Annotated in this window: 20 protein-coding genes and 1 other annotated feature; of the genes, 1 reads left to right on the top strand and 19 read right to left on the bottom strand. The window is 39.9% G+C overall.

Annotated features, from left to right (window positions below; genetic code table 11):
* Nucleotides 1-267 precede the first annotated feature (267 nt).
* The 19 genes from rplK to PZE06_RS13400 form a co-directional block, all read right to left on the bottom strand.
* A complete protein-coding gene (gene rplK / locus PZE06_RS13490) occupies nucleotides 268-693 on the bottom strand; it encodes a 50S ribosomal protein L11 (protein WP_019157072.1) in 426 nt (141 codons plus the stop codon).
* A 318-nt stretch (nucleotides 694-1,011) separates the two neighbouring features.
* Nucleotides 1,012-1,545 (bottom strand): transcription termination/antitermination protein NusG, encoded by a 534-nt coding sequence (gene nusG, locus PZE06_RS13485; protein WP_095313688.1) that lies wholly within the window; start codon nucleotides 1,543-1,545, stop codon nucleotides 1,012-1,014.
* Nucleotides 1,546-1,802: 257 nt separating this feature from the next.
* A complete protein-coding gene (gene secE, locus PZE06_RS13480; protein ID WP_150916156.1) occupies nucleotides 1,803-1,982 on the bottom strand; it encodes a preprotein translocase subunit SecE in 180 nt (59 codons plus the stop codon).
* Between the two features lie 111 nt (nucleotides 1,983-2,093).
* The gene (gene rpmG / locus PZE06_RS13475) at nucleotides 2,094-2,237 is read right to left on the bottom strand and encodes a 50S ribosomal protein L33 (protein WP_095313683.1); all 144 of its coding nucleotides are present in this window, start codon (nucleotides 2,235-2,237) and stop codon (nucleotides 2,094-2,096) included.
* 100 nt (nucleotides 2,238-2,337) lie between these two features.
* Nucleotides 2,338-2,997, bottom strand: coding sequence for an RNA polymerase sporulation sigma factor SigH (sigH, locus tag PZE06_RS13470; RefSeq protein WP_095313679.1), 660 nt, complete (start codon nucleotides 2,995-2,997; stop codon nucleotides 2,338-2,340).
* 69 nt (nucleotides 2,998-3,066) lie between these two features.
* Nucleotides 3,067-3,576, bottom strand: a complete 510-nt coding sequence (locus PZE06_RS13465) for an NYN domain-containing protein (RefSeq protein ID WP_150916158.1) — start codon at nucleotides 3,574-3,576, stop codon at nucleotides 3,067-3,069.
* Between the two features lie 5 nt (nucleotides 3,577-3,581).
* Complete coding sequence (gene rlmB, locus PZE06_RS13460; protein ID WP_150916160.1) at nucleotides 3,582-4,322, bottom strand: 23S rRNA (guanosine(2251)-2'-O)-methyltransferase RlmB; 741 nt, start codon at nucleotides 4,320-4,322, stop codon at nucleotides 3,582-3,584.
* The gene (locus tag PZE06_RS13455; RefSeq protein WP_150916162.1) at nucleotides 4,323-4,742 is read right to left on the bottom strand and encodes a Mini-ribonuclease 3; all 420 of its coding nucleotides are present in this window, start codon (nucleotides 4,740-4,742) and stop codon (nucleotides 4,323-4,325) included. It abuts the gene before it with no gap.
* Between the two features lie 4 nt (nucleotides 4,743-4,746).
* Nucleotides 4,747-6,144: a cysteine--tRNA ligase gene (gene cysS / locus PZE06_RS13450; RefSeq protein WP_150916164.1), complete on the bottom strand. Its 1,398-nt coding sequence runs from the start codon at nucleotides 6,142-6,144 to the stop codon at nucleotides 4,747-4,749.
* Nucleotide 6,145: 1 nt separating this feature from the next.
* Nucleotides 6,146-6,793, bottom strand: a complete 648-nt coding sequence (gene cysE, locus PZE06_RS13445; RefSeq protein WP_150916166.1) for a serine O-acetyltransferase — start codon at nucleotides 6,791-6,793, stop codon at nucleotides 6,146-6,148.
* Between the two features lie 141 nt (nucleotides 6,794-6,934).
* Nucleotides 6,935-7,185, bottom strand: a binding site (T-box leader).
* Between the two features lie 105 nt (nucleotides 7,186-7,290).
* Complete coding sequence (gene gltX / locus PZE06_RS13440; protein WP_150916168.1) at nucleotides 7,291-8,748, bottom strand: glutamate--tRNA ligase; 1,458 nt, start codon at nucleotides 8,746-8,748, stop codon at nucleotides 7,291-7,293.
* A gap of 47 nt (nucleotides 8,749-8,795) precedes the next feature.
* Nucleotides 8,796-9,275 (bottom strand): 2-C-methyl-D-erythritol 2,4-cyclodiphosphate synthase, encoded by a 480-nt coding sequence (gene ispF / locus PZE06_RS13435; protein ID WP_150916170.1) that lies wholly within the window; start codon nucleotides 9,273-9,275, stop codon nucleotides 8,796-8,798.
* Between the two features lie 51 nt (nucleotides 9,276-9,326).
* On the bottom strand, nucleotides 9,327-10,010 hold the full coding sequence (gene ispD / locus PZE06_RS13430) for a 2-C-methyl-D-erythritol 4-phosphate cytidylyltransferase (RefSeq protein ID WP_150916172.1): 684 nt from the start codon (nucleotides 10,008-10,010) through the stop codon (nucleotides 9,327-9,329).
* A 66-nt stretch (nucleotides 10,011-10,076) separates the two neighbouring features.
* Nucleotides 10,077-11,159: a PIN/TRAM domain-containing protein gene (locus tag PZE06_RS13425; protein WP_150916174.1), complete on the bottom strand. Its 1,083-nt coding sequence runs from the start codon at nucleotides 11,157-11,159 to the stop codon at nucleotides 10,077-10,079.
* A 541-nt stretch (nucleotides 11,160-11,700) separates the two neighbouring features.
* Complete coding sequence (radA, locus tag PZE06_RS13420) at nucleotides 11,701-13,089, bottom strand: DNA repair protein RadA (RefSeq protein ID WP_150916176.1); 1,389 nt, start codon at nucleotides 13,087-13,089, stop codon at nucleotides 11,701-11,703.
* A gap of 233 nt (nucleotides 13,090-13,322) precedes the next feature.
* The gene (gene clpC / locus PZE06_RS13415; protein ID WP_150916178.1) at nucleotides 13,323-15,761 is read right to left on the bottom strand and encodes an ATP-dependent protease ATP-binding subunit ClpC; all 2,439 of its coding nucleotides are present in this window, start codon (nucleotides 15,759-15,761) and stop codon (nucleotides 13,323-13,325) included.
* A gap of 31 nt (nucleotides 15,762-15,792) precedes the next feature.
* A complete protein-coding gene (mcsB, locus tag PZE06_RS13410; RefSeq protein WP_150916180.1) occupies nucleotides 15,793-16,857 on the bottom strand; it encodes a protein-arginine kinase McsB in 1,065 nt (354 codons plus the stop codon).
* Between the two features lies 1 nt (nucleotide 16,858).
* On the bottom strand, nucleotides 16,859-17,410 hold the full coding sequence (mcsA, locus tag PZE06_RS13405) for a protein-arginine kinase activator protein McsA (protein WP_150916182.1): 552 nt from the start codon (nucleotides 17,408-17,410) through the stop codon (nucleotides 16,859-16,861).
* Nucleotides 17,411-17,435: 25 nt separating this feature from the next.
* Entirely contained in the window at nucleotides 17,436-17,897 is a 462-nt protein-coding gene (locus PZE06_RS13400) for a CtsR family transcriptional regulator (RefSeq protein WP_095313643.1), read from the bottom strand.
* A 487-nt stretch (nucleotides 17,898-18,384) separates the two neighbouring features.
* Here PZE06_RS13400 and PZE06_RS13395 point away from each other — a divergent pair.
* Nucleotides 18,385-18,590, top strand: a 206-nt coding sequence (locus PZE06_RS13395) for a transposase (protein WP_275791697.1), incomplete at its 3' end; no start/stop codon positions are given.

Genomic DNA, 18,590 nt, shown 5'->3' with positions numbered 1-18,590 from the left:
TTTTCAATTTTCCACTCGAGGGGCTAGGTGCCACAGCTAGACAAAACGAAAAGCGCAAGAGCCTCGTTCATGTGCGACAAGTATAAGACGAGCCGACATGGAGGTTGTTCTTTAACCTCCTTGACGGATTGGCTTATAACCTCGAGCCCATAGGCTCTGTTGCTAGTCAACCAAAGAACGCATAGCGCTTTTGACAGAACAAAGGTTGCGAGTGAAACCAAATTCAACGTCGCAACCCCATTTAATCAACCTTAAACTAAGCATGAATTAGTCTTCGATAACGATACCCATGCTGCGTGCAGTACCTTCAACCATGCGCATAGCTGCTTCAACGCTAGCTGCATTTAAATCAGGCATTTTTGATTCAGCAATCTCGCGTACTTTATCACGCTTAACTGTTGCTACCTTATTACGGTTCGGTTCACCAGAACCAGACTCGATTCCAGCTGCTTTCTTAAGAAGAACGGCAGCAGGCGGAGTTTTCGTAATAAATGTGAATGAACGGTCTTCAAACACCGTAATTTCAACAGGTATGATTAAACCAGCTTGTTCAGCTGTACGAGCGTTAAACTCTTTACAGAATCCCATGATATTAACACCTGCTTGACCTAGTGCCGGTCCAACTGGTGGTGCTGGATTCGCTTTAGCTGCAGGGATTTGCAATTTTACTACCTTAATTACTTTTTTAGCCACGAGACACACCTCCTTAAAGTCCGTGATGTGGTAATAGGGTGATTTTACGAATAAAATAAACCCTCCCACTCAACTAGTTGTCTTTATATTCACAAATAAAGAACTCGGCAATATTCCGTCTCTTTTTCGAGACATACTGACCTATGAAATATTAACACTTTTCAAACTCGATTTCAAGTTTTTTCGAAAAAGAAATAAAAGGGGAGGTCATGTTCCCCTTTCAAACATAAGCAGGTCAACCACCTGTCAAAAACCTGCTTGCTTAGTCTTACAAGCGATCATACCCAACAATGATATTGCTAGTTTTACAATAACAATTTATAATTTGTCAATTTGTGTGAATTCCAGTTCAACTGGCGTATCACGGCCAAACATATTTACAAGAACTCTCAACTTCGCTTTATCTTTATCGATCTCTTCGATAGAGCCTGTAAAGTTAGCAAATGGCCCCTCTTTAACACGGACTGTTTCCCCAATTTCGAAATCAATATCAATTCTTTTCTCTTCGACACCTAACGTCTTCAGGATGGAATTAATTTCTTCTTGTAAAAGCGGTGTTGGCTTGGATCCAGAGCCTGCGGAACCAACAAATCCGGTTACTCCTGGTGTGTTGCGGACAACATACCAAGAATCATCCGTCATGATCAATTCCACTAATACATAACCAGGAAACACTTTGCGCTTTACTGTTTTTTTCTTGCCGTTTTTAATATCCGTTTCTTCTTCCTCTGGCACAATCACACGGAAAATCTTATCTTGCATTCCCATCGTCTCAACGCGCTTCTCAAGGTTTGTTTTAACCTTATTCTCATAGCCTGAGTAAGTATGAACCACATACCAATTCTTTTCCATTTGTCAGGACGCTACGTCCTTCCCTCCCTACACAAATCAAATTCTCCTCAACGAGACTGCACCACTACAAGCACATTCTCCAAAGGCACTAACCCCAGTTAAATCTTGCGAACCTAAATACAAGCACTGCAACACTAGCATTTCAAACTCTCAAAACTTCACATCTGTCATTTTTTTACAAATTAAAAAACCCGTCACCGGGCTTTGAAAAAATTCCTATCACATTTTCCATTATACCATTAAGTCATGGGGGTTATTCAAGGAATTAGACGAATCAATTCAGAAATCCCCAAATCGATTACTGCGAAGAAAATGGTAAAGAAAATAACCGTAACTAAAACCGTAATAGTATAGCTCGTTAGCTCTTTCCTTTTAGGCCAACTAACTTTTCCCATTTCACGGCCGACATCTTTGAAAAAATTTACGATGCGTTGCATGAGTAGACCTCCAACTTTTTAAGGAATTGCTGTTCTAAGAAGAATAAATAATGACAATGCTCCATGATAAAACATGCGTGCCATTAGAAAAAAATCTATATCAAAATTCAGTTATTTCGTTTCACGATGAAGTGTATGAGCATTGCACGTATTGCAAAATTTCTTTAATTCTAAACGCTCTGCTTCCTTTTTACTTGCAGTTGAATAATTTCTAGTACCACAATGAGAACAGGCAAGAGCAACCTTCTTTGTCATCTTTGCCACCTACTTTTATATCTCTAAAACTGTATCACGGACAAGATACACTGTCAATATGTAATAAAAGCAAGCGTTGAGAAGCTCTATGGACACGACCTCACAAAGTCAACTCACGCACCTCTAAATATCTTTCTAGCTTTCTTTTGACACGTTGAAGTGCATTATCTATTGACTTCACATGGCGATTTAATTCTTCTGATATCTCCTGATAGGATTGTCCATCTAAATATAACGCTAAAACTTTACGTTCTAAATCACTTAGGAGCTCAGACATTTTAATCTCGATATGGTCAAATTCTTCTTGATTGATAATAAGCTCTTCAGGATCCATGACTTTCGCGCCAGAAATCACGTCCATCAACGTACGATCCGATTCTTCATCATAGATCGGCTTATCCAACGAGACATAAGAGTTTAGCGGAATATGCTTTTGCCTTGTTGCCGTTTTGATCGCCGTTATAATCTGCCTCGTAATACAGAGCTCTGCAAACGCTTTAAAAGAAGTAAGCTTGTCCTCTTTGAAATCACGTATAGCTTTATACAAACCAATCATGCCTTCTTGAACAATATCTTCCTTGTCTGCACCAATTAAAAAATAAGACCTAGCTTTTGCCCGAACAAAATTACGATACTTGTGAATGAGGAAATCCAAGGCCTCTCCTGCACCTTGATGAACCAACTCCACCAACTCTTCGTCTTCAAGCTGAACATAATTAATAAAGCTTTCGTTTTCTTTTGTTCCGTAGTCAGTACTCACTAGGATCCCCCCGACCGTACAAGCTAGTTAGCAATATTATACAGTAGCTTTTTTTGCCCCGTCAACCTGTCATCTCTCGCCTCTCCGCCATTTTTCGAAAATTTCTGCCACTTCCTTCGTAAGCGGTATCCTTGAATTCGGGCCCTTTTCTTGGATTTTTTTGACTCTCTTTTCAATTTTTTGCTCAATCGATTCCATCTCGATCAAAAGTTCTCTTGCTGATTTACGTAGGGCGCCTTGCCCAAAAATTGCCCATTGTTCTGTATAATCCGAAGTCGCCACATGGATTTGCGTCTTACGATTATTTAAGGAAATAGCTAACTTTTCAATCCTCTCATCCGCCGTTTCATTAGTTCGTGTGAAGATCACATCCACTTTAAAATTGCGGTATTTTCTTTCTGTTCCTTTAACATACTGAGCATCAAATACAACAATTACGCGAAACCCTGAATATGCTTGATATTCTGCCATCTTTTCTACTAAGCGATCACGAGCTGCAGCTAAGTCTTTATTTTTTAACTCTTTAAGTTCCGGCCAATCACCGATTATGTTATAGCCATCTACAATCAGGATGTCCATATTTTTCACCCAAGCGGGTAACGTTTTCGATATACTTCATACATAAGAAGTGCAGCCGCTACGGAAGCATTTAATGATGTTACCTTCCCTTTCATCGGCAAGCGAATGAGAAAATCACATTTATCCTTAATTAAACGACCCATGCCTTTTCCTTCGCTTCCAATTACTAGACCGAGTGGTAGCGTGCCGTCAAACTCACGGAAATCTTCTTTACCCTTTGCATCCGTCCCCGCAATCCAAACTCCGCGTTCTTTCAACTCATCAATTGTTCTTGACATATTCGTTACTCTTACGACTGGTATATATTCAATCGCTCCAGTCGACGCCTTTGCTACTGTCGCCGTCAATCCAACCGCTCTTCGTTTCGGAATGATAATGCCATGGGCACCCACCGCATCGGCTGTTCTCATAATTGAACCTAAATTATGGGGATCTTCAATTTCATCAAGGAGGAGAAAGAACGGAGCTTCATTCCTTTTCTCCGCGCGGGAAAACAAATCATCCAGCTCCGCATACTGATAGGCAGCAACCTGAGCAATGACGCCTTGATGATTCCCTTCAACCAAGCCATCAATTTTTTTCTTCGGTACAAACTGCACCATCACATTCTTTTCCTTCGCCAAGCCAATCACTTGTTGCATTTGCCCTTTTTGAGAACCTTCTGCAATCAATACTTTGTTCACATCACGATCCGATTTTAACGCCTCAATAACAGGATTTTTTCCAATAATGTAATCTTGACTCACTTAGGCTCCTCCTTTCTGATCATCAACAACGGCGAATGACTGCAGAACAATCTCATCTAACCGCTCTTCTTTTTTTAATAAATACAAATAGCCGATCAACGCCTCAAAGGCAGTACCGTACCGATACGTTTGCACATCCGTATTTTTCGGCACGGTTCCCGACTTTGCATTTCTCCCTCTCATCACTACGGCAATCTCTTCTTCCGTTAAGAGCCTTTGCTCAAGAAAATGGCGAATTATTTTAGCTTGTGCTTTTGCTGACACGTACTTTGTCGCCTCTTTATGAAGATGATGCGGCTTAACCCGTCCATTTTGGATAAGATGTTCACGTACATAAACCTCAAATACAGCATCACCCATATACGCTAATGCTAAACTATTTAATTGCTTCACTTCTAAGTTGCTTTCATATGGGAGCATTCCGTTAGCCTCTTTTCCAACGAGTACCTTGTGGAGTATCTTCTAGAATAATTTTCATATCTTTAAGCTGATCGCGAATCTCATCTGCTAACTGAAAATCCCGATCCTTCCGAGCCTGAATCCGTTTCTCAATCAACGCTTCAATTTCCTCGTCCAACAGGATATCATCCTCAAGCTTTAACCCTAATACATCGAACAACTCGTTAAATTCATTCATAAGAGCTGCGATTACTTCAACAGACGTATTTTTTTCCATAAGATACAAATTTGCCAGCTTAGCTAATTCAAACAAAACAGAAATAGCATTTGCCGTGTTAAAATCATCATCCATCGCCTCAATAAATTGGGAGCGCAACCCTTGAATTTGCTCAAGCCAACGCTGATTTTGATCCGTTAATTCAGCGCTTACCGCTTGGCGATGCTTTAAATTCTGATAGGATGTTTTCATTCGCTCCAACGCTGACGCGGTATTTACGAGCAGTTCCTCTGAATAATTGATCGGATTCCGATAATGAACTGACAGCATAAAAAAGCGCAGAACCTGCGGGTCATGTCTCTTAATAATGTCATGAACAAGGACAAAGTTCCCTAATGATTTAGACATCTTTTCATTATCAATATTAATATAGCCATTATGCATCCAGTATCGGGCAAACGCTTTTTCTGTTAGCGCCTCAGATTGCGCTATTTCATTTTCATGGTGAGGAAAAGCCAAGTCCTGTCCGCCAGCATGAATATCAATGGTATCCCCTAAATATTTTCTTGCCATTGCCGAGCATTCAATATGCCAACCTGGTCTTCCTTTTCCCCAAGGGCTTTCCCAAGAAATTTCACCAGGCTTCGCCGCTTTCCAAAGAGCAAAATCTAGCGCATCTTGTTTTTTCTCTCCAACTGCTATGCGCGCACCCACTCGAAGTTCATCAATTGATTGATGGGAAAGCTTCCCATACTCCTTGAACTTTCGTGTATGATAATAGACATCTCCATCTGATTCATAAGCATACCCTTTTGCCATTAACGTACTTATAAAATCAATAATGATATCCATATTTTCTGTTACTCGAGGATGAACATCTGCCTCTTGGCAACCTAAAGCATGGACATCTTCATGGTAAGCCTCAATAAAGCGATTAGCAATATCAGGAACCTCTTCTCCTAATTCATTAGCTACTCGAATAAGCTTATCATCAACATCTGTAAAATTAGAAATGAATTTCACATCAAAACCACGAAATTGAAAGTACCTTCTAACTGTATCAAATACGATTGCCGGACGTGCATTTCCAATATGAATATAATTGTATACAGTCGGTCCGCACACATACATTTTCACCTTTCCCTCTTCTAAGGGAATGAAATCTTCTTTTTTTCTTGTGAGCGTATTATACACTTTAATCGTCATTCTACATACTCCTTTCTCGCTGTAACTCATCTATTTCCTTCTGCAATTGCTTTATTTTTTCTTCTAACATTTTAAATCGGTCTGCAACAGGATCGGGAAGATCGGAATGATTTAAATCTTTGTTGAGCCTTACGCCATCTTGGATCACAACTTTACCCGGAATCCCCACTACTGTAGAATTCGGCGGAACCTCCTTCAATACGACAGAGCCAGCACCTATTTTAGAATTTTCCCCTACTGTAATCGAACCTAGTACTTTAGCTCCTGTGGCGATTAAGGCATTATCTTTAATGGTCGGATGACGTTTTCCTTTTTCCTTCCCAGTACCACCTAGCGTGACACCCTGAAACACAGTAACATTGTCACCAATCTCACATGTCTCTCCTATAACGACTCCCATGCCATGATCAATGAAAAAGCGGCGGCCTATTTTTGCACCAGGGTGAATTTCAATGCCCGTAAAAAAACGGCTAATTTGCGAAATAACTCGTGCAATAAAATAAAGTTTTCTTTTATAAAAGGCGTGCGCAATGCGGTGACTCCATATCGCATGCAACCCGGAGTAAGTTAAAATAACTTCAAGATAAGTCCTTGCAGCTGGATCTTGATCAAAGACAACCTCAATATCTTCCTTCAACATCTTAAACATTCTCTCTTCCCCCTTTCAAGTCTAACAGCATTTAGATTAACGCGGTATTAAACCATATTGTGCATAAACCAAAAATTAGTTTTGTGCGCTTTTCATCGTCAAAAAATCGTAACAACTAAAAAAATGCGCCCCTGTCCATAAGACAGAGACGCATTTTCGCGCGGTTCCACTCTGTTTAGGTTGAAAAGCTCAACCTCAACTTTTAAGCGTTTAACGGTCGCAACCCGCCCAAAATCTACTAAGGACAAACCCTTTCGAAATGAGACTCAGAGGCGCATTTCAGAAAAAGAGGGGCTTTAAACCAATCTCAGCTGAAAAAATCTCACATCGATTTTTCCTTGGTTCTCTCTTGAAAGCATCATTTTCCTACTTTTCCTCATCAACATTTTCCCTGTATTTTAAGCATTGATTCAATAATTTTACTTATACTATATTACATTTTCCCAAAACTGTTAACTAGTAGATTCCCACTAGTGAAAGAAATAAATCCATTTAACTTATAAAAGCTGCTTTAAACGACTTATTACCTTCTTCTGTCCTAATAAAGCTATCGCTTTTGGCAAGTCCGGTCCGTGAGTTTGCCCAGTTGTAGCAACACGAATAGGCATAAATAATTTCTTTCCTTTTTGACCCGTACTTTTCTGAACGGCTTTAATGGAAGCCTTAATCCCATCTGCGGTCAATTCATCTGCTTGCTCGACCTCTTGTAAAAAGGCAGCCAATACAGCTGGAACATCTTCATCAGCCAGAACCGCCTCGGCCTCATCATCTCTTGTCACTTCATCCTTAAAGAACAACTCAGAGAGCTCGACGATCTCTGCACCATAGCTCATTTGTTCCTGATAAAGAGCAATTAAATCATGAACCCATTGCTTTTCTGCTTCGGTCATATTTTCACTCACTCGACCTGCTTTAATTAGATGAGGCAATGAAATCTCTACCAGCTTATCAGTTTCTAGCTTTTTCATATACTGATTATTCATCCAAGCCAACTTCTGCTTATCAAACAATGCCGGTGATTTAGACAATCTTTCAGCATCAAATATGTTAATTAATTCATCCTTGGAGTAGATCTCCTCTTCACCAGCTGGAGACCAACCAAGCAATGCAATAAAGTTGAATAACGCTTCTGGAAGATATCCTAGCTCTTCGTATTGCTCAATAAATTGAATAATCGACTCATCGCGCTTGCTTAGCTTTTTGCGATTTTCATTAACGATGAGCGTCATATGTCCAAAAACAGGAGCTTGCCAGTTTAAAGCTTCATAAATCATCAACTGTTTAGGTGTATTGGAAATATGATCATCCCCACGTAAAACATGGGTGATGCTCATTAAATAATCATCGACCGCAACAGCAAAGTTATAAGTTGGCGTGCCATCCTTTTTGACGATAACAAAATCTCCTCCAACCCCATCAGAGTCAAAAGATACATTCCCTTTCACCATATCATCAAAAGCATATACTCGCCCTTCCGGTACACGAAAACGAATGCTCGGTTGTCTACCTTCTTTTTCAAATTGTTCTTTTTGTGCTTCTGTTAAATGACGGCACCGACCAGAATAACCAGCAATTTGCTTAGAATCGCTTTGCGCTTCTCTTTCCGCTTCTAATTCTTCTTCCGTACAATAGCATTTATAAGCTAGACCTTTATCAAGAAGCTCCTGGTAGTATTTAGCATAGATTTCATTTCTTTCAGATTGACGGTAAGGTCCATAACCACCATCTACATCTATGCTCTCATCCCATTCAACGCCAAGCCACTTTAAATACTTTAGCTGACTTTCTTCTCCTCCAGCTATATTGCGCTTTTTATCCGTATCTTCTATACGAATAATAAACTTCCCGCCTTGGTTGCGGGCAAATAAATAATTAAATAAAGCAGTTCGTGCATTTCCAATATGCAAATGCCCCGTTGGACTTGGAGCATAACGAACTCGAATATCGTTTGACATAATGTTCCTCCTATATGAATTCATGTCTCCTCATTGTAACATGAAAATCATTTCTCTTTCTGCAATAATACAACTGCTTGTGCAGCAATTCCTTCCCCTCTACCAGTGAAGCCAAGCTTTTCCGTCGTTGTTGCCTTCACATTAATTTGCCCAGGGTCACACTCTAATAACTCTGCGATTCTTACTTTCATTTGTTCTATGTAAGGGGCCATTTTTGGATTTTGGGCAATAATCGTACAATCTGCATTCACCAACGTATAACCCTTTTCCTTAATCATTTGCCAAATATGCACGAGAAGCTGCGCGGAATCAGCGTCCTTAAACGCTGGGTCAGTATCCGGAAAATGCCTTCCGATATCCCCTTCTCCAACCGCTCCTAGGCATGCGTCTGTAATCGTATGTAAAAGCACATCTGCGTCCGAGTGTCCAAGCAGCCCTTTTTCATGAGGAATTTCAATTCCTCCAATAATCAACGGCCTTCCCTCTGTTAATTGATGTACATCAAAGCCTTGCCCAATTCGAAACATCCCTTATCACCTTTCATCCATAGCCATCACCTCAATAGGCTCAAGCTTTCATCAACGCCCAGTCTTTCTCATAATTGCCTCTGCAAAATAGAGATCTTCTTTCGTAGTCAGCTTAATATTATCATAACTTCCTTCAACAATCTTTACTGGATAATGCAATTTCTCCACTAGGCTTGCTTCATCTGTTCCAAGAAAATTTATTTCAAGAGCATGCTCATGTGCTCTTTTAAGAATAGACATACGAAAAGCTTGTGGGGTTTGAATTGCCCACAAGCTTGATCGATCCACGGTCTCAACCACTTCGTTCTGTTGAACTCTCTTGATTGTATCCTTTACAGGAACCGCTGCTACCGCCGAACCATATTCATCCGCTATCGCCACCAACCGATGAATAAGCGCAATGTCAATGAAAGGTCTAGCGCCATCATGAACTAACACGACACCTTTGGTAGTGGCTGCTTGCAGCCCATTATAAACGCTATATTGCCGTTCCTCTCCACCGTAAACCATTGCTGCAACTTTGTGGATACCGTACTCTTTTAATAATTTTCTAAACGAGCTTTCGTCCTGTGGAGCTATCGCCAATATAATGCCAGCGCATTGTTCATCTTCCTCAAAAACCCTTAAAGTATGAATAAGAACAGGAATATCATTTATTTCTAAAAGAAGCTTGTTTTTCCCTGCCCCCATTCTTTTTCCTTGTCCGGCAGCAGGAATGATGACTTCATAAGCCATAATAAACTCCAATCCAGCTCTAATGAGCCCTACTAATAACTTAATTATTTATCTAGCTAAGCTCAACTATAGAGCTTTTTCTAATAATTTGGGCTTGGCAAAAATCATTCGTCCAGCAGATGTCTGAAGAACACTTGTTACCAACACCTCAATATGCTTGCCAATATAATCGCGACCACCTTCTACCACGATCATTGTTCCATCGTCCAAATAAGCAATTCCTTGATTTTGCTCTTTTCCATCTTTAATAACTTGAACGTTCATTTCTTCACCAGGCAGCACTACTGGTTTAACCGCATTGGCAAGATCGTTAATATTTAAAACCGACACCTTTTGCAATTCACACACTTTATTTAAGTTGAAATCATTTGTAACAACAACGCCATTTGTTAATTTTGCCAATTTGACAAGCTTGCTATCGACCTCTTGAACATCCTCAAAATCGCCTTCATAAATTTCCACATTCATCGAGAGCTCTTTTTGAATGCGATTCAAAATATCAAGTCCTCTACGTCCTCGGTTTCTCTTCAAAACATCAGAAGAATCGGCAATATGCTGTAATTCACCTAAAACAAATTGCGGGATGACAATCGTACCCTCAAGAAACCCTGTTTGACAAATATCAGCAATTCTACCGTCAATAATGACGCTCGTATCCAAAATCTTCAGGACATTCCGATCCCCTGCTTCTACATCTTCTTCAACAGGCTTCTTCTTATTTCGAGCTAACAACGCCATTAACTCATCTCGTTTTTTGTAACCCACTTGGAAGCCTAAATAACCGAATAATAATGTAATTAAAATAGGAGCCACAGTATTTACGATCGGTACCTCTATCATATTTAGTGCGAATCCTACTAGAAATGCAATAACAAGTCCAAACCCTAAACCAATACTAACCGCCAAAATATCTGTGATCGGGGCCTTAACTAATGATTCTTCAACCCACTTCACAAAATTAACAATATAATCAACTGCCCAAAAAGAAATAAGATAAAATATAATAGCACCAACTACCGCAGTTACGTAAGGATTGTTAATGACCACAATATCACCAAAACTGAGTAGATTCAATAAATCACCAATAAAAAAAATCCCAAGCGTTCCACCTGTAATAAGGAAGCAAGCTTGAATTATTCGCTTTAACATTCCTTCACCTCCTTTATACATTATAAACAAATTCTATAAATTGAAACCTAATATTACAGAGTTTTTTAACTTTGTTAGAAGAGTTTAACGCGTTTGTTATATTAGAAAAATGCAAACTCATTTTTCCTCTCCATCCACTCTTTTTTCATTCATTTAATACAATATAAGCGTAGCACCCTAAAAAAAAAGTGTCAAATGAGATGATTCGCTAATTTTGGGTAAAATAAACAAAAGACGAACAATCCATATAATAATCAAAATAATATTCGTATTAAATCGTGAGATTAGGTATATATTACCTAATTTTGTTCGTTTTATAGCATTAAACAGCCATTTAGACCTAATTAAGACAAACCGTTAATTCTAGCATATGAACAATTCGAATTCAATGGGTTTTTTAAAATCAGCCGTTCAGCAAACTTCAACCTGCTTTATACTTGCTTCAGCTTTTCCCGTTTCTCTATCGGTTGAGGCATGCGCCAAGGTCAATTTTCACCATCTAGATGGTTGCAAATGCCTTAGGCAAAATAAAACGCCATTATTAAAATGGCGTTGCGTTGAATACTTTATCAATTACTTCGGCTAATGTGTTACACGGGATCACTTCGATGTTTTTAAAAGCACTTTGGTTTCGTAAGGCATTTCTGGCAATATATACTTTTTTATAGCCCATTCGCTCAATTTCACGAATGCGCGCTTCTAAAGTAGGAACCTTCTTTAATTCCCCTGTTAATCCTATATCAGCAATAAAAACAACATCATTGGGAATTCCTTTTCCTTTATAAGAAGAGACAATACTCATAAGGACAGCTAGGTTGCTAGACGTTTCCTTTAACCGTATGCCTCCAGTTGTTTTAATAACGACATTTTGCGTCAGCATCTGTAAACCCGCGCGTTGCTCCAATATCGCAGTGAGCGTATTGATTTGATCCTTACGCATACACTCACCAATTCGAGATGGGTACGGAGTAAAGGTCGGAGATACTAAACTCTCCACCTCAACAATAATTGGCCTTGTCCCTTCCTTTATCACCGTAAGCGCACTTCCGCTCACGATTTCATTTCGTTGCGTAATGAAAAATTCAGAAGGATTATCAATCGCTCTTAGACCATCCTCTTCCATCGAGAAAAAGCCCATTTCCCCTGTGCTTCCATAACGGTTTTTGCTAGCGGAAAGCTGCTTTAGTTCTTCCCCATCTTCACCATCTAAAACAAGTACTGTATCAACTAAATGCTCCAATGCCCGTAATCCGGCTAACTCATTATCCTTTGTCATCTGTCCGACCATCATCACCGCTCTTGGCCGCTCTGCACTTTTTGCCACTTTCAGCATCGCGTTGGCACATTCCATCGTTTGCGTTGGGCTTCCAGGCCTTGAAGGGTATTCCTCTAGTACAAAGGTTTGAATACTGTCAATAATGACGACGTCTGCATCAACCGCTTCAATGATCCCTAACACATTGTTCATGCTCGTATCAGAATGAATCCAAATATTCTCATGAATGCTTGGTAAAATCCGCTCTGCCCGGTTTTTAATTTGACTCTCACTCTCCTCACCTGATGCGTAGAGAATTTTATAGCCCTTCGAAGCCAAATCCTGACTTACCTGTAGTAGCAGAGTGGACTTCCCAGCCCCAGGGACCGCTGTAATGATCGATAGGGAGTCCTTTACGATACCACCACCCATTACCCGGTTAAATTCGGAGATTGACGTTACGAGTCGATCACTTTTTGAAGAATTGGTCTCTAATAATCTTTTAACGGCCACATTGGTTCTCGCCACTCTTGGCTTTGTTTGCTTTGATTCACCACCGCCACTTGTTTGTTCCTCAAGGGTTCCCCGTTCTCCACAACCATTGCAAAACCCTTGCCATTTAGGGTGCTGGGTTTCACAGCTTGTACAAATATAAACTGTTTTTACTTTTTTCAAACCTGATCATCCTCATCCGTGAATCTACTTCTATTATCATACAAAATGGTAGAAATTTTTAAAAAAATGATTGCTTCCCACATCATCGTTACAATCTAACATATCTATTTTACCTCTAAAATTCCTATAAAGGGGCAAGGAAAATAATACATACTAGAAAATTTTACGAAAACAGTGAAAAAGAAATAAGGTATCCGCACCGTAAAATGCGAATACCTCTTATCCCATTTCAATTATTTATTAAGCTGTGGCGCGTTCGATTTCACGGTGAATTCACCATTTTCTACATCAATGATCACCGCTTGCCCTGTTAACACTGTACCCTTAAGCAGCTCTTCAGACAAGCGATCTTCAATATGCTTTTGAATCGCTCTTCTTAATGGACGCGCTCCGTATTCTGGATCATAGCCCTCAGCGGCAATCTTCTCTATTGCAGCAGCTGTCAGCTGCAATTTAATATCTTGTTCATTAAGACGTTTAATTAATTGGTCAGACATTAATGTAACAATATTTGTTAAATGTTTTTTCTCTAATGCATGGAATACGATAATTTCGTCAATACGGTTTAGGAATTCTGGACGGAATGCTCTTTTTAATTCCTCCATCACTTTTCCCTTCATATCTTTATAATCCTGCTCTCCATCTTGAAGATTAAAGCCGACATACTTGTTGCGTTTTAATGATTCTGCACCGACATTCGACGTCATGATTAACACCGTATTGCGGAAATCTACCGTTCTTCCTTTCGAGTCTGTCAAACGACCATCCTCAAGCACTTGAAGCAAAATGTTAAAGACATCTGGATGTGCCTTTTCGATTTCATCAAGGAGGATAACAGAATACGGCTTTCTGCGAACCTTTTCTGTTAATTGTCCACCCTCATCATAGCCAACATATCCTGGAGGCGAACCAACAAGTCTTGAAGTTGAGTGTTTCTCCATGTATTCAGACATATCTACTCGAATCATCGCATCTTCGTCACCGAACATCGCTTCAGCTAACGCACGGGCAAGTTCTGTTTTCCCAACCCCGGTAGGTCCCAAGAAAATAAATGAGCCAATCGGTCTCTTCGGATCCTTTAAACCTGCACGAGCTCTGCGCACCGCTTTGGAAATGGCATTAACCGCTTCTTCTTGACCAATAACACGAGAATGGAGGATTTCTTCAAGGTTAAGAAGCTTTTGTGTTTCCGTTTGAGCCAATTTAGAGACTGGAATACCGGTCCAGCTCGATACGACACTCGCGATATCTTCCACCGTTACTTCTGAATTCTCTTTACCTTGTTTTTCTTTCCACGTTTTCTTCGTCTCTTCTAATTGTTCACGCAGACGCTGTTCAGAGTCTCTAAGTGAAGCTGCCTTCTCAAATTCCTGACTTTGAACGGCCGCATCCTTCTCTTTTCGAACTTCCTCTAATTTCACCTCAAGTTCCTTTAAATTAGGAGGTGTTGTATAGGAACGAAGCCTTACTTTAGAACCTGCCTCATCAATTAAATCGATCGCCTTATCTGGTAAGAACCGATCGGAAATATAACGATCCGATAACTTAACCGCTGCTTCAATCGCTTCATCTGTAATCGAGACGCGATGATGGGCTTCATAACGGTCACGCAGTCCTTTTAAAATTTGCACAGATTCTTCAGATGTCGGCTCGTCAACCGTAATCGGTTGGAAACGACGTTCTAGCGCAGCATCCTTTTCAATGTATTTTCGATATTCGTCAAGTGTTGTCGCACCGATACATTGGAGTTCTCCACGAGCCAGTGAAGGTTTTAAAATATTCGACGCATCAATCGCTCCTTCTGCTCCACCGGCACCAATTAAAGTGTGCAATTCATCAATGAATAAGATGATATTTCCAGCCTGACGAATCTCATCCATAACTTTTTTCAAACGATCCTCAAATTCGCCGCGATACTTCGTGCCAGCCACTACTGTTCCCATATCTAATGTCATCACTCTTTTATCTCGTAAAATCTCAGGAACTTCATTATGGACGATTTGTTGAGCAAGACCTTCAGCAATGGCTGTCTTACCAACTCCCGGCTCTCCGATAAGAACAGGATTATTTTTGGTACGACGGCTTAACACTTCAATCACACGTTGGATTTCTTTGCTACGGCCAATAACCGGATCAAGACTTCCTTCACGGGCAATCGCTGTTAAATCACGAGCTAAACTATCTAATGTTGGTGTATTTGCACTTGCCGCAGAACCGCCTTGATGTCCTGCAGATTCATTGCTACCTAATAATTGGAGAACCTGCTGACGTGCCTTGTTTAAGCTAACACCTAAATTATTTAATACACGGGCTGCTACACCTTCACCCTCACGAATTAAACCAAGGAGAATATGCTCCGTTCCAACATATGAATGGCCTAGTTTCCGGGCCTCATCCATCGATAGCTCGATCACTTTTTTCGCTCTCGGTGTGTAGTGCGGCGTCTGCGAGGCATCTTGACCTCTGCCGATTAAGTTCTCCACCTCTTCTTGAATTTTGTCAGAACCTAATCCCAATGCATAAAGAGCTTTGGCAGCTATCCCTTCACCTTCGCGGACAAGACCTAGCAATACATGTTCCGTTCCAATATTGTTATGACCTAAACGATTCGCTTCCTCTTGCGCTAAAGCTAATACTTTTTGAGCTCTTTCTGTAAATCGTCCAAACATCATCGTCTATATCCTCCCTACCAAGTTAGGTTTATTAATGTTCCATATTCAATCTTTCTCTTATTAATGAAGCACGCCTTACATCCCGTTCATCTGGTCTTAAAGGACCCCCAGCATATTGTTGCAAAAATCCTGGCTGAGTGAGAATCATCAGTTCGTTCAAGATATTTTTAGAAATATTTTTAATGAATCCCATATCAATCCCTAAACGGACATCTGATAAACAGCTTGCCGCTTCTTTGCTTTCAATTACTCGACAATTAGACAGGACACCATATGAGCGAAAAACTTTGTCTTCTAATTGTATGTTTGAAGTTTTTGCTAATGCTTCTCTTGCTGATCTTTCCTCGGAAATTAATTGGGCCACGACACCTTGAAGATCTTCAACAATATCCTCTTCCGATTTCCCTAGAGTAATTTGATTGGATATTTGGAAAATATTGCCCAATGCCTCGCTGCCTTCACCATATATCCCTCTCACTACTAATCCAAGCTGATTGATCGCCGGTATAATCCGATTTAACTGATGGGTAAGGACAAGACCAGGCAAATGCATCATGACGGACGCTCTCATCCCTGTCCCTACATTAGTCGGACAGCTTGTTAAATAACCAATCTGTTCATCGTATGCATAATCTACTTGCTTTTCGATATGATCATCAATTTCATTGGCGACTTTCAATGCTTCTGAAATTTGTAGCCCAGGAAACAAACATTGAATCCGAATATGGTCTTCTTCATTCACCATGATGCTGACTTCTTCATTCTCTGAAAGAATACATGCACCTAATACAGCATTTTTCTCAAGATACGGACTAATTAAATGCTTCTCTACCAACACCCTTTTTTGCAACGGCTGAAGGTCATCCATCACTAATAATTCCAGAGTTCCAATCGAGGAAAATGGATGTCCACTTACACTTTGGTAAACAGCGTCAATTACTTTCTGTCCCTCTTCACTTGTAAATACTGTCGGAAATTTATAATCCTTGAAATTTCTAGCCAAACGTATTCGCGAACTTAATACAATGTCTGAATTGGGACCTTCCGCACTCATCCATGAGCTTACTGCTTGGTTTAAGAACCTCTCCAATGACATGTCAATATCCTCCCTCATTACTACGCTCTAATTGTTTTTCTAATAAGCGTATTTGATCGCGAATTTCTGCTGCTTTTTCAAATTCTTCACGAGAGATAAGTTCTTGAATCGTTTGCTTTAGATTTTCAATGTTTTTACGAACATGGAGGCTTCCTCCTATTCGCCTTGGTATCTTCCCATTATGCGTCCAATTTCCACTATGCAAACGTCTAATAATTGGATTTAATTGACCTTTAAAAGTTTCATAGCAATTTGCACAACCAAATCGACCTATTTTGACAAACTGCTCATAGGTCATCGAGCATTCATCACAACGCAAGCTATCCTCTTTATAAAGCGGTGCTTGCGCTTGCTTCGCTGGTTGAAAATTGTTTTGGAGATTGAACAAACCAGCCAATAAATTATTAATAGAAAATCCCCCTGTATTTACGATAAAGGCTTCCCCTTTTTCTTGAGCACACTTTTCACATAAATGCAGGACTGTTTTTTCTCCATTATTAACTTGTGTAAAATGCAAGGTTGCTTCTCTTTCTTGGCATTCTTGACACTTCATTGTCCTATCACCCCTTATACTCTCTTTATTTATATTTAAGAGTAGTGAGCATTGCTTTTATCATTCTTGAACGAAGCTCATCTCTATACGGTAAATCAATATATAATACCGAACGATCCATAACACTAAGCATAATCTTTGCTTCTCTTTTTGAAATAACTTCTTCTTCAACAAGTCGATATATCACATTTTCGGCACTATTTTGCGATATCCGATTATCAATAATCGATAATAGTTGGTCAATAAGGTCTGCATGATCATAAGATTGGACTCTCATGATCCGGATATAGCCTCCACCACCTCTTTTGCTTTCAACAATATAACCTTTTTCAATCGTAAATCGCGTATTGATCACATAGTTGATTTGAGATGGGACGCATTGAAACTTGTCAGCAATTTCACTTCTCTTAATTTCAACAATCTCTTTTTCGCTCATTTCCAATACTTGTTTCAAGTAATGTTCAATGACGTCGGAGATATTCCTCAAAAGACCCCCTCCTATCTGACTTTGACTATATTTGACTTTTATTATACATGAAGAAGACGCCAATTTGCAACGAAGGAACCTTGACAATTCATAGGGCGATTTTTTCTTTAATTACGGGACGTTTAAAAGGGTGCTCTCCTTTATTCACCTTACTAATTTTCCCCATTTTTTGTGACTTTCAAACGATATTAATGAAATAGATCGTTGAATGTTCCTTCCTAATATTATGATCAATCGCGCCCCCCTTTTTATAGATGCAGAAAAGCTTCATAAGGTAACTCTTTTCGTTCGTTTGTTCATACTCGACTGACGGTATGGTTTTTTGAGAACTGAGCTTTAGGCTGAATGCTCCCATCCGCTGGTGATTGCGCGCGATTTTGTGCTGATAAGTGTACGTTTGATTGGATTTTTGTTTACGTTGAGTTGTGGGGATTTGGTAAGGTTAAGTGGTTTCTGGCGTTGGATTGGGCTGATTTAAGGAATAATTGTGCGCACTTCAATGCTTATTGCGCATTTCGCCATCTATTTACACTCAGGAAAAAAAGAGTATCTTTCCGATACACCTTATAGGAACTCAGAGAAGTTAACGGAAGACGATCGATGGTACTTAGAGCGTTACTTAGGTTTTTCGAATGAATTACGGAAGGCTTATCATCTTAAGGAATGGTTTTCTCAATGGTTTAAAAAGGCGAA

The sequence above is a fragment of the Robertmurraya sp. DFI.2.37 genome (assembly GCF_029211245.1).
In the GTDB taxonomy this organism is placed as follows: Bacteria; Bacillota; Bacilli; order Bacillales; family Cytobacillaceae; genus Robertmurraya; species Robertmurraya methanolica_A.
Note: the sequence above shows the minus strand (reverse complement) of the source record. Positions and strands in the feature narration are given on the sequence as shown.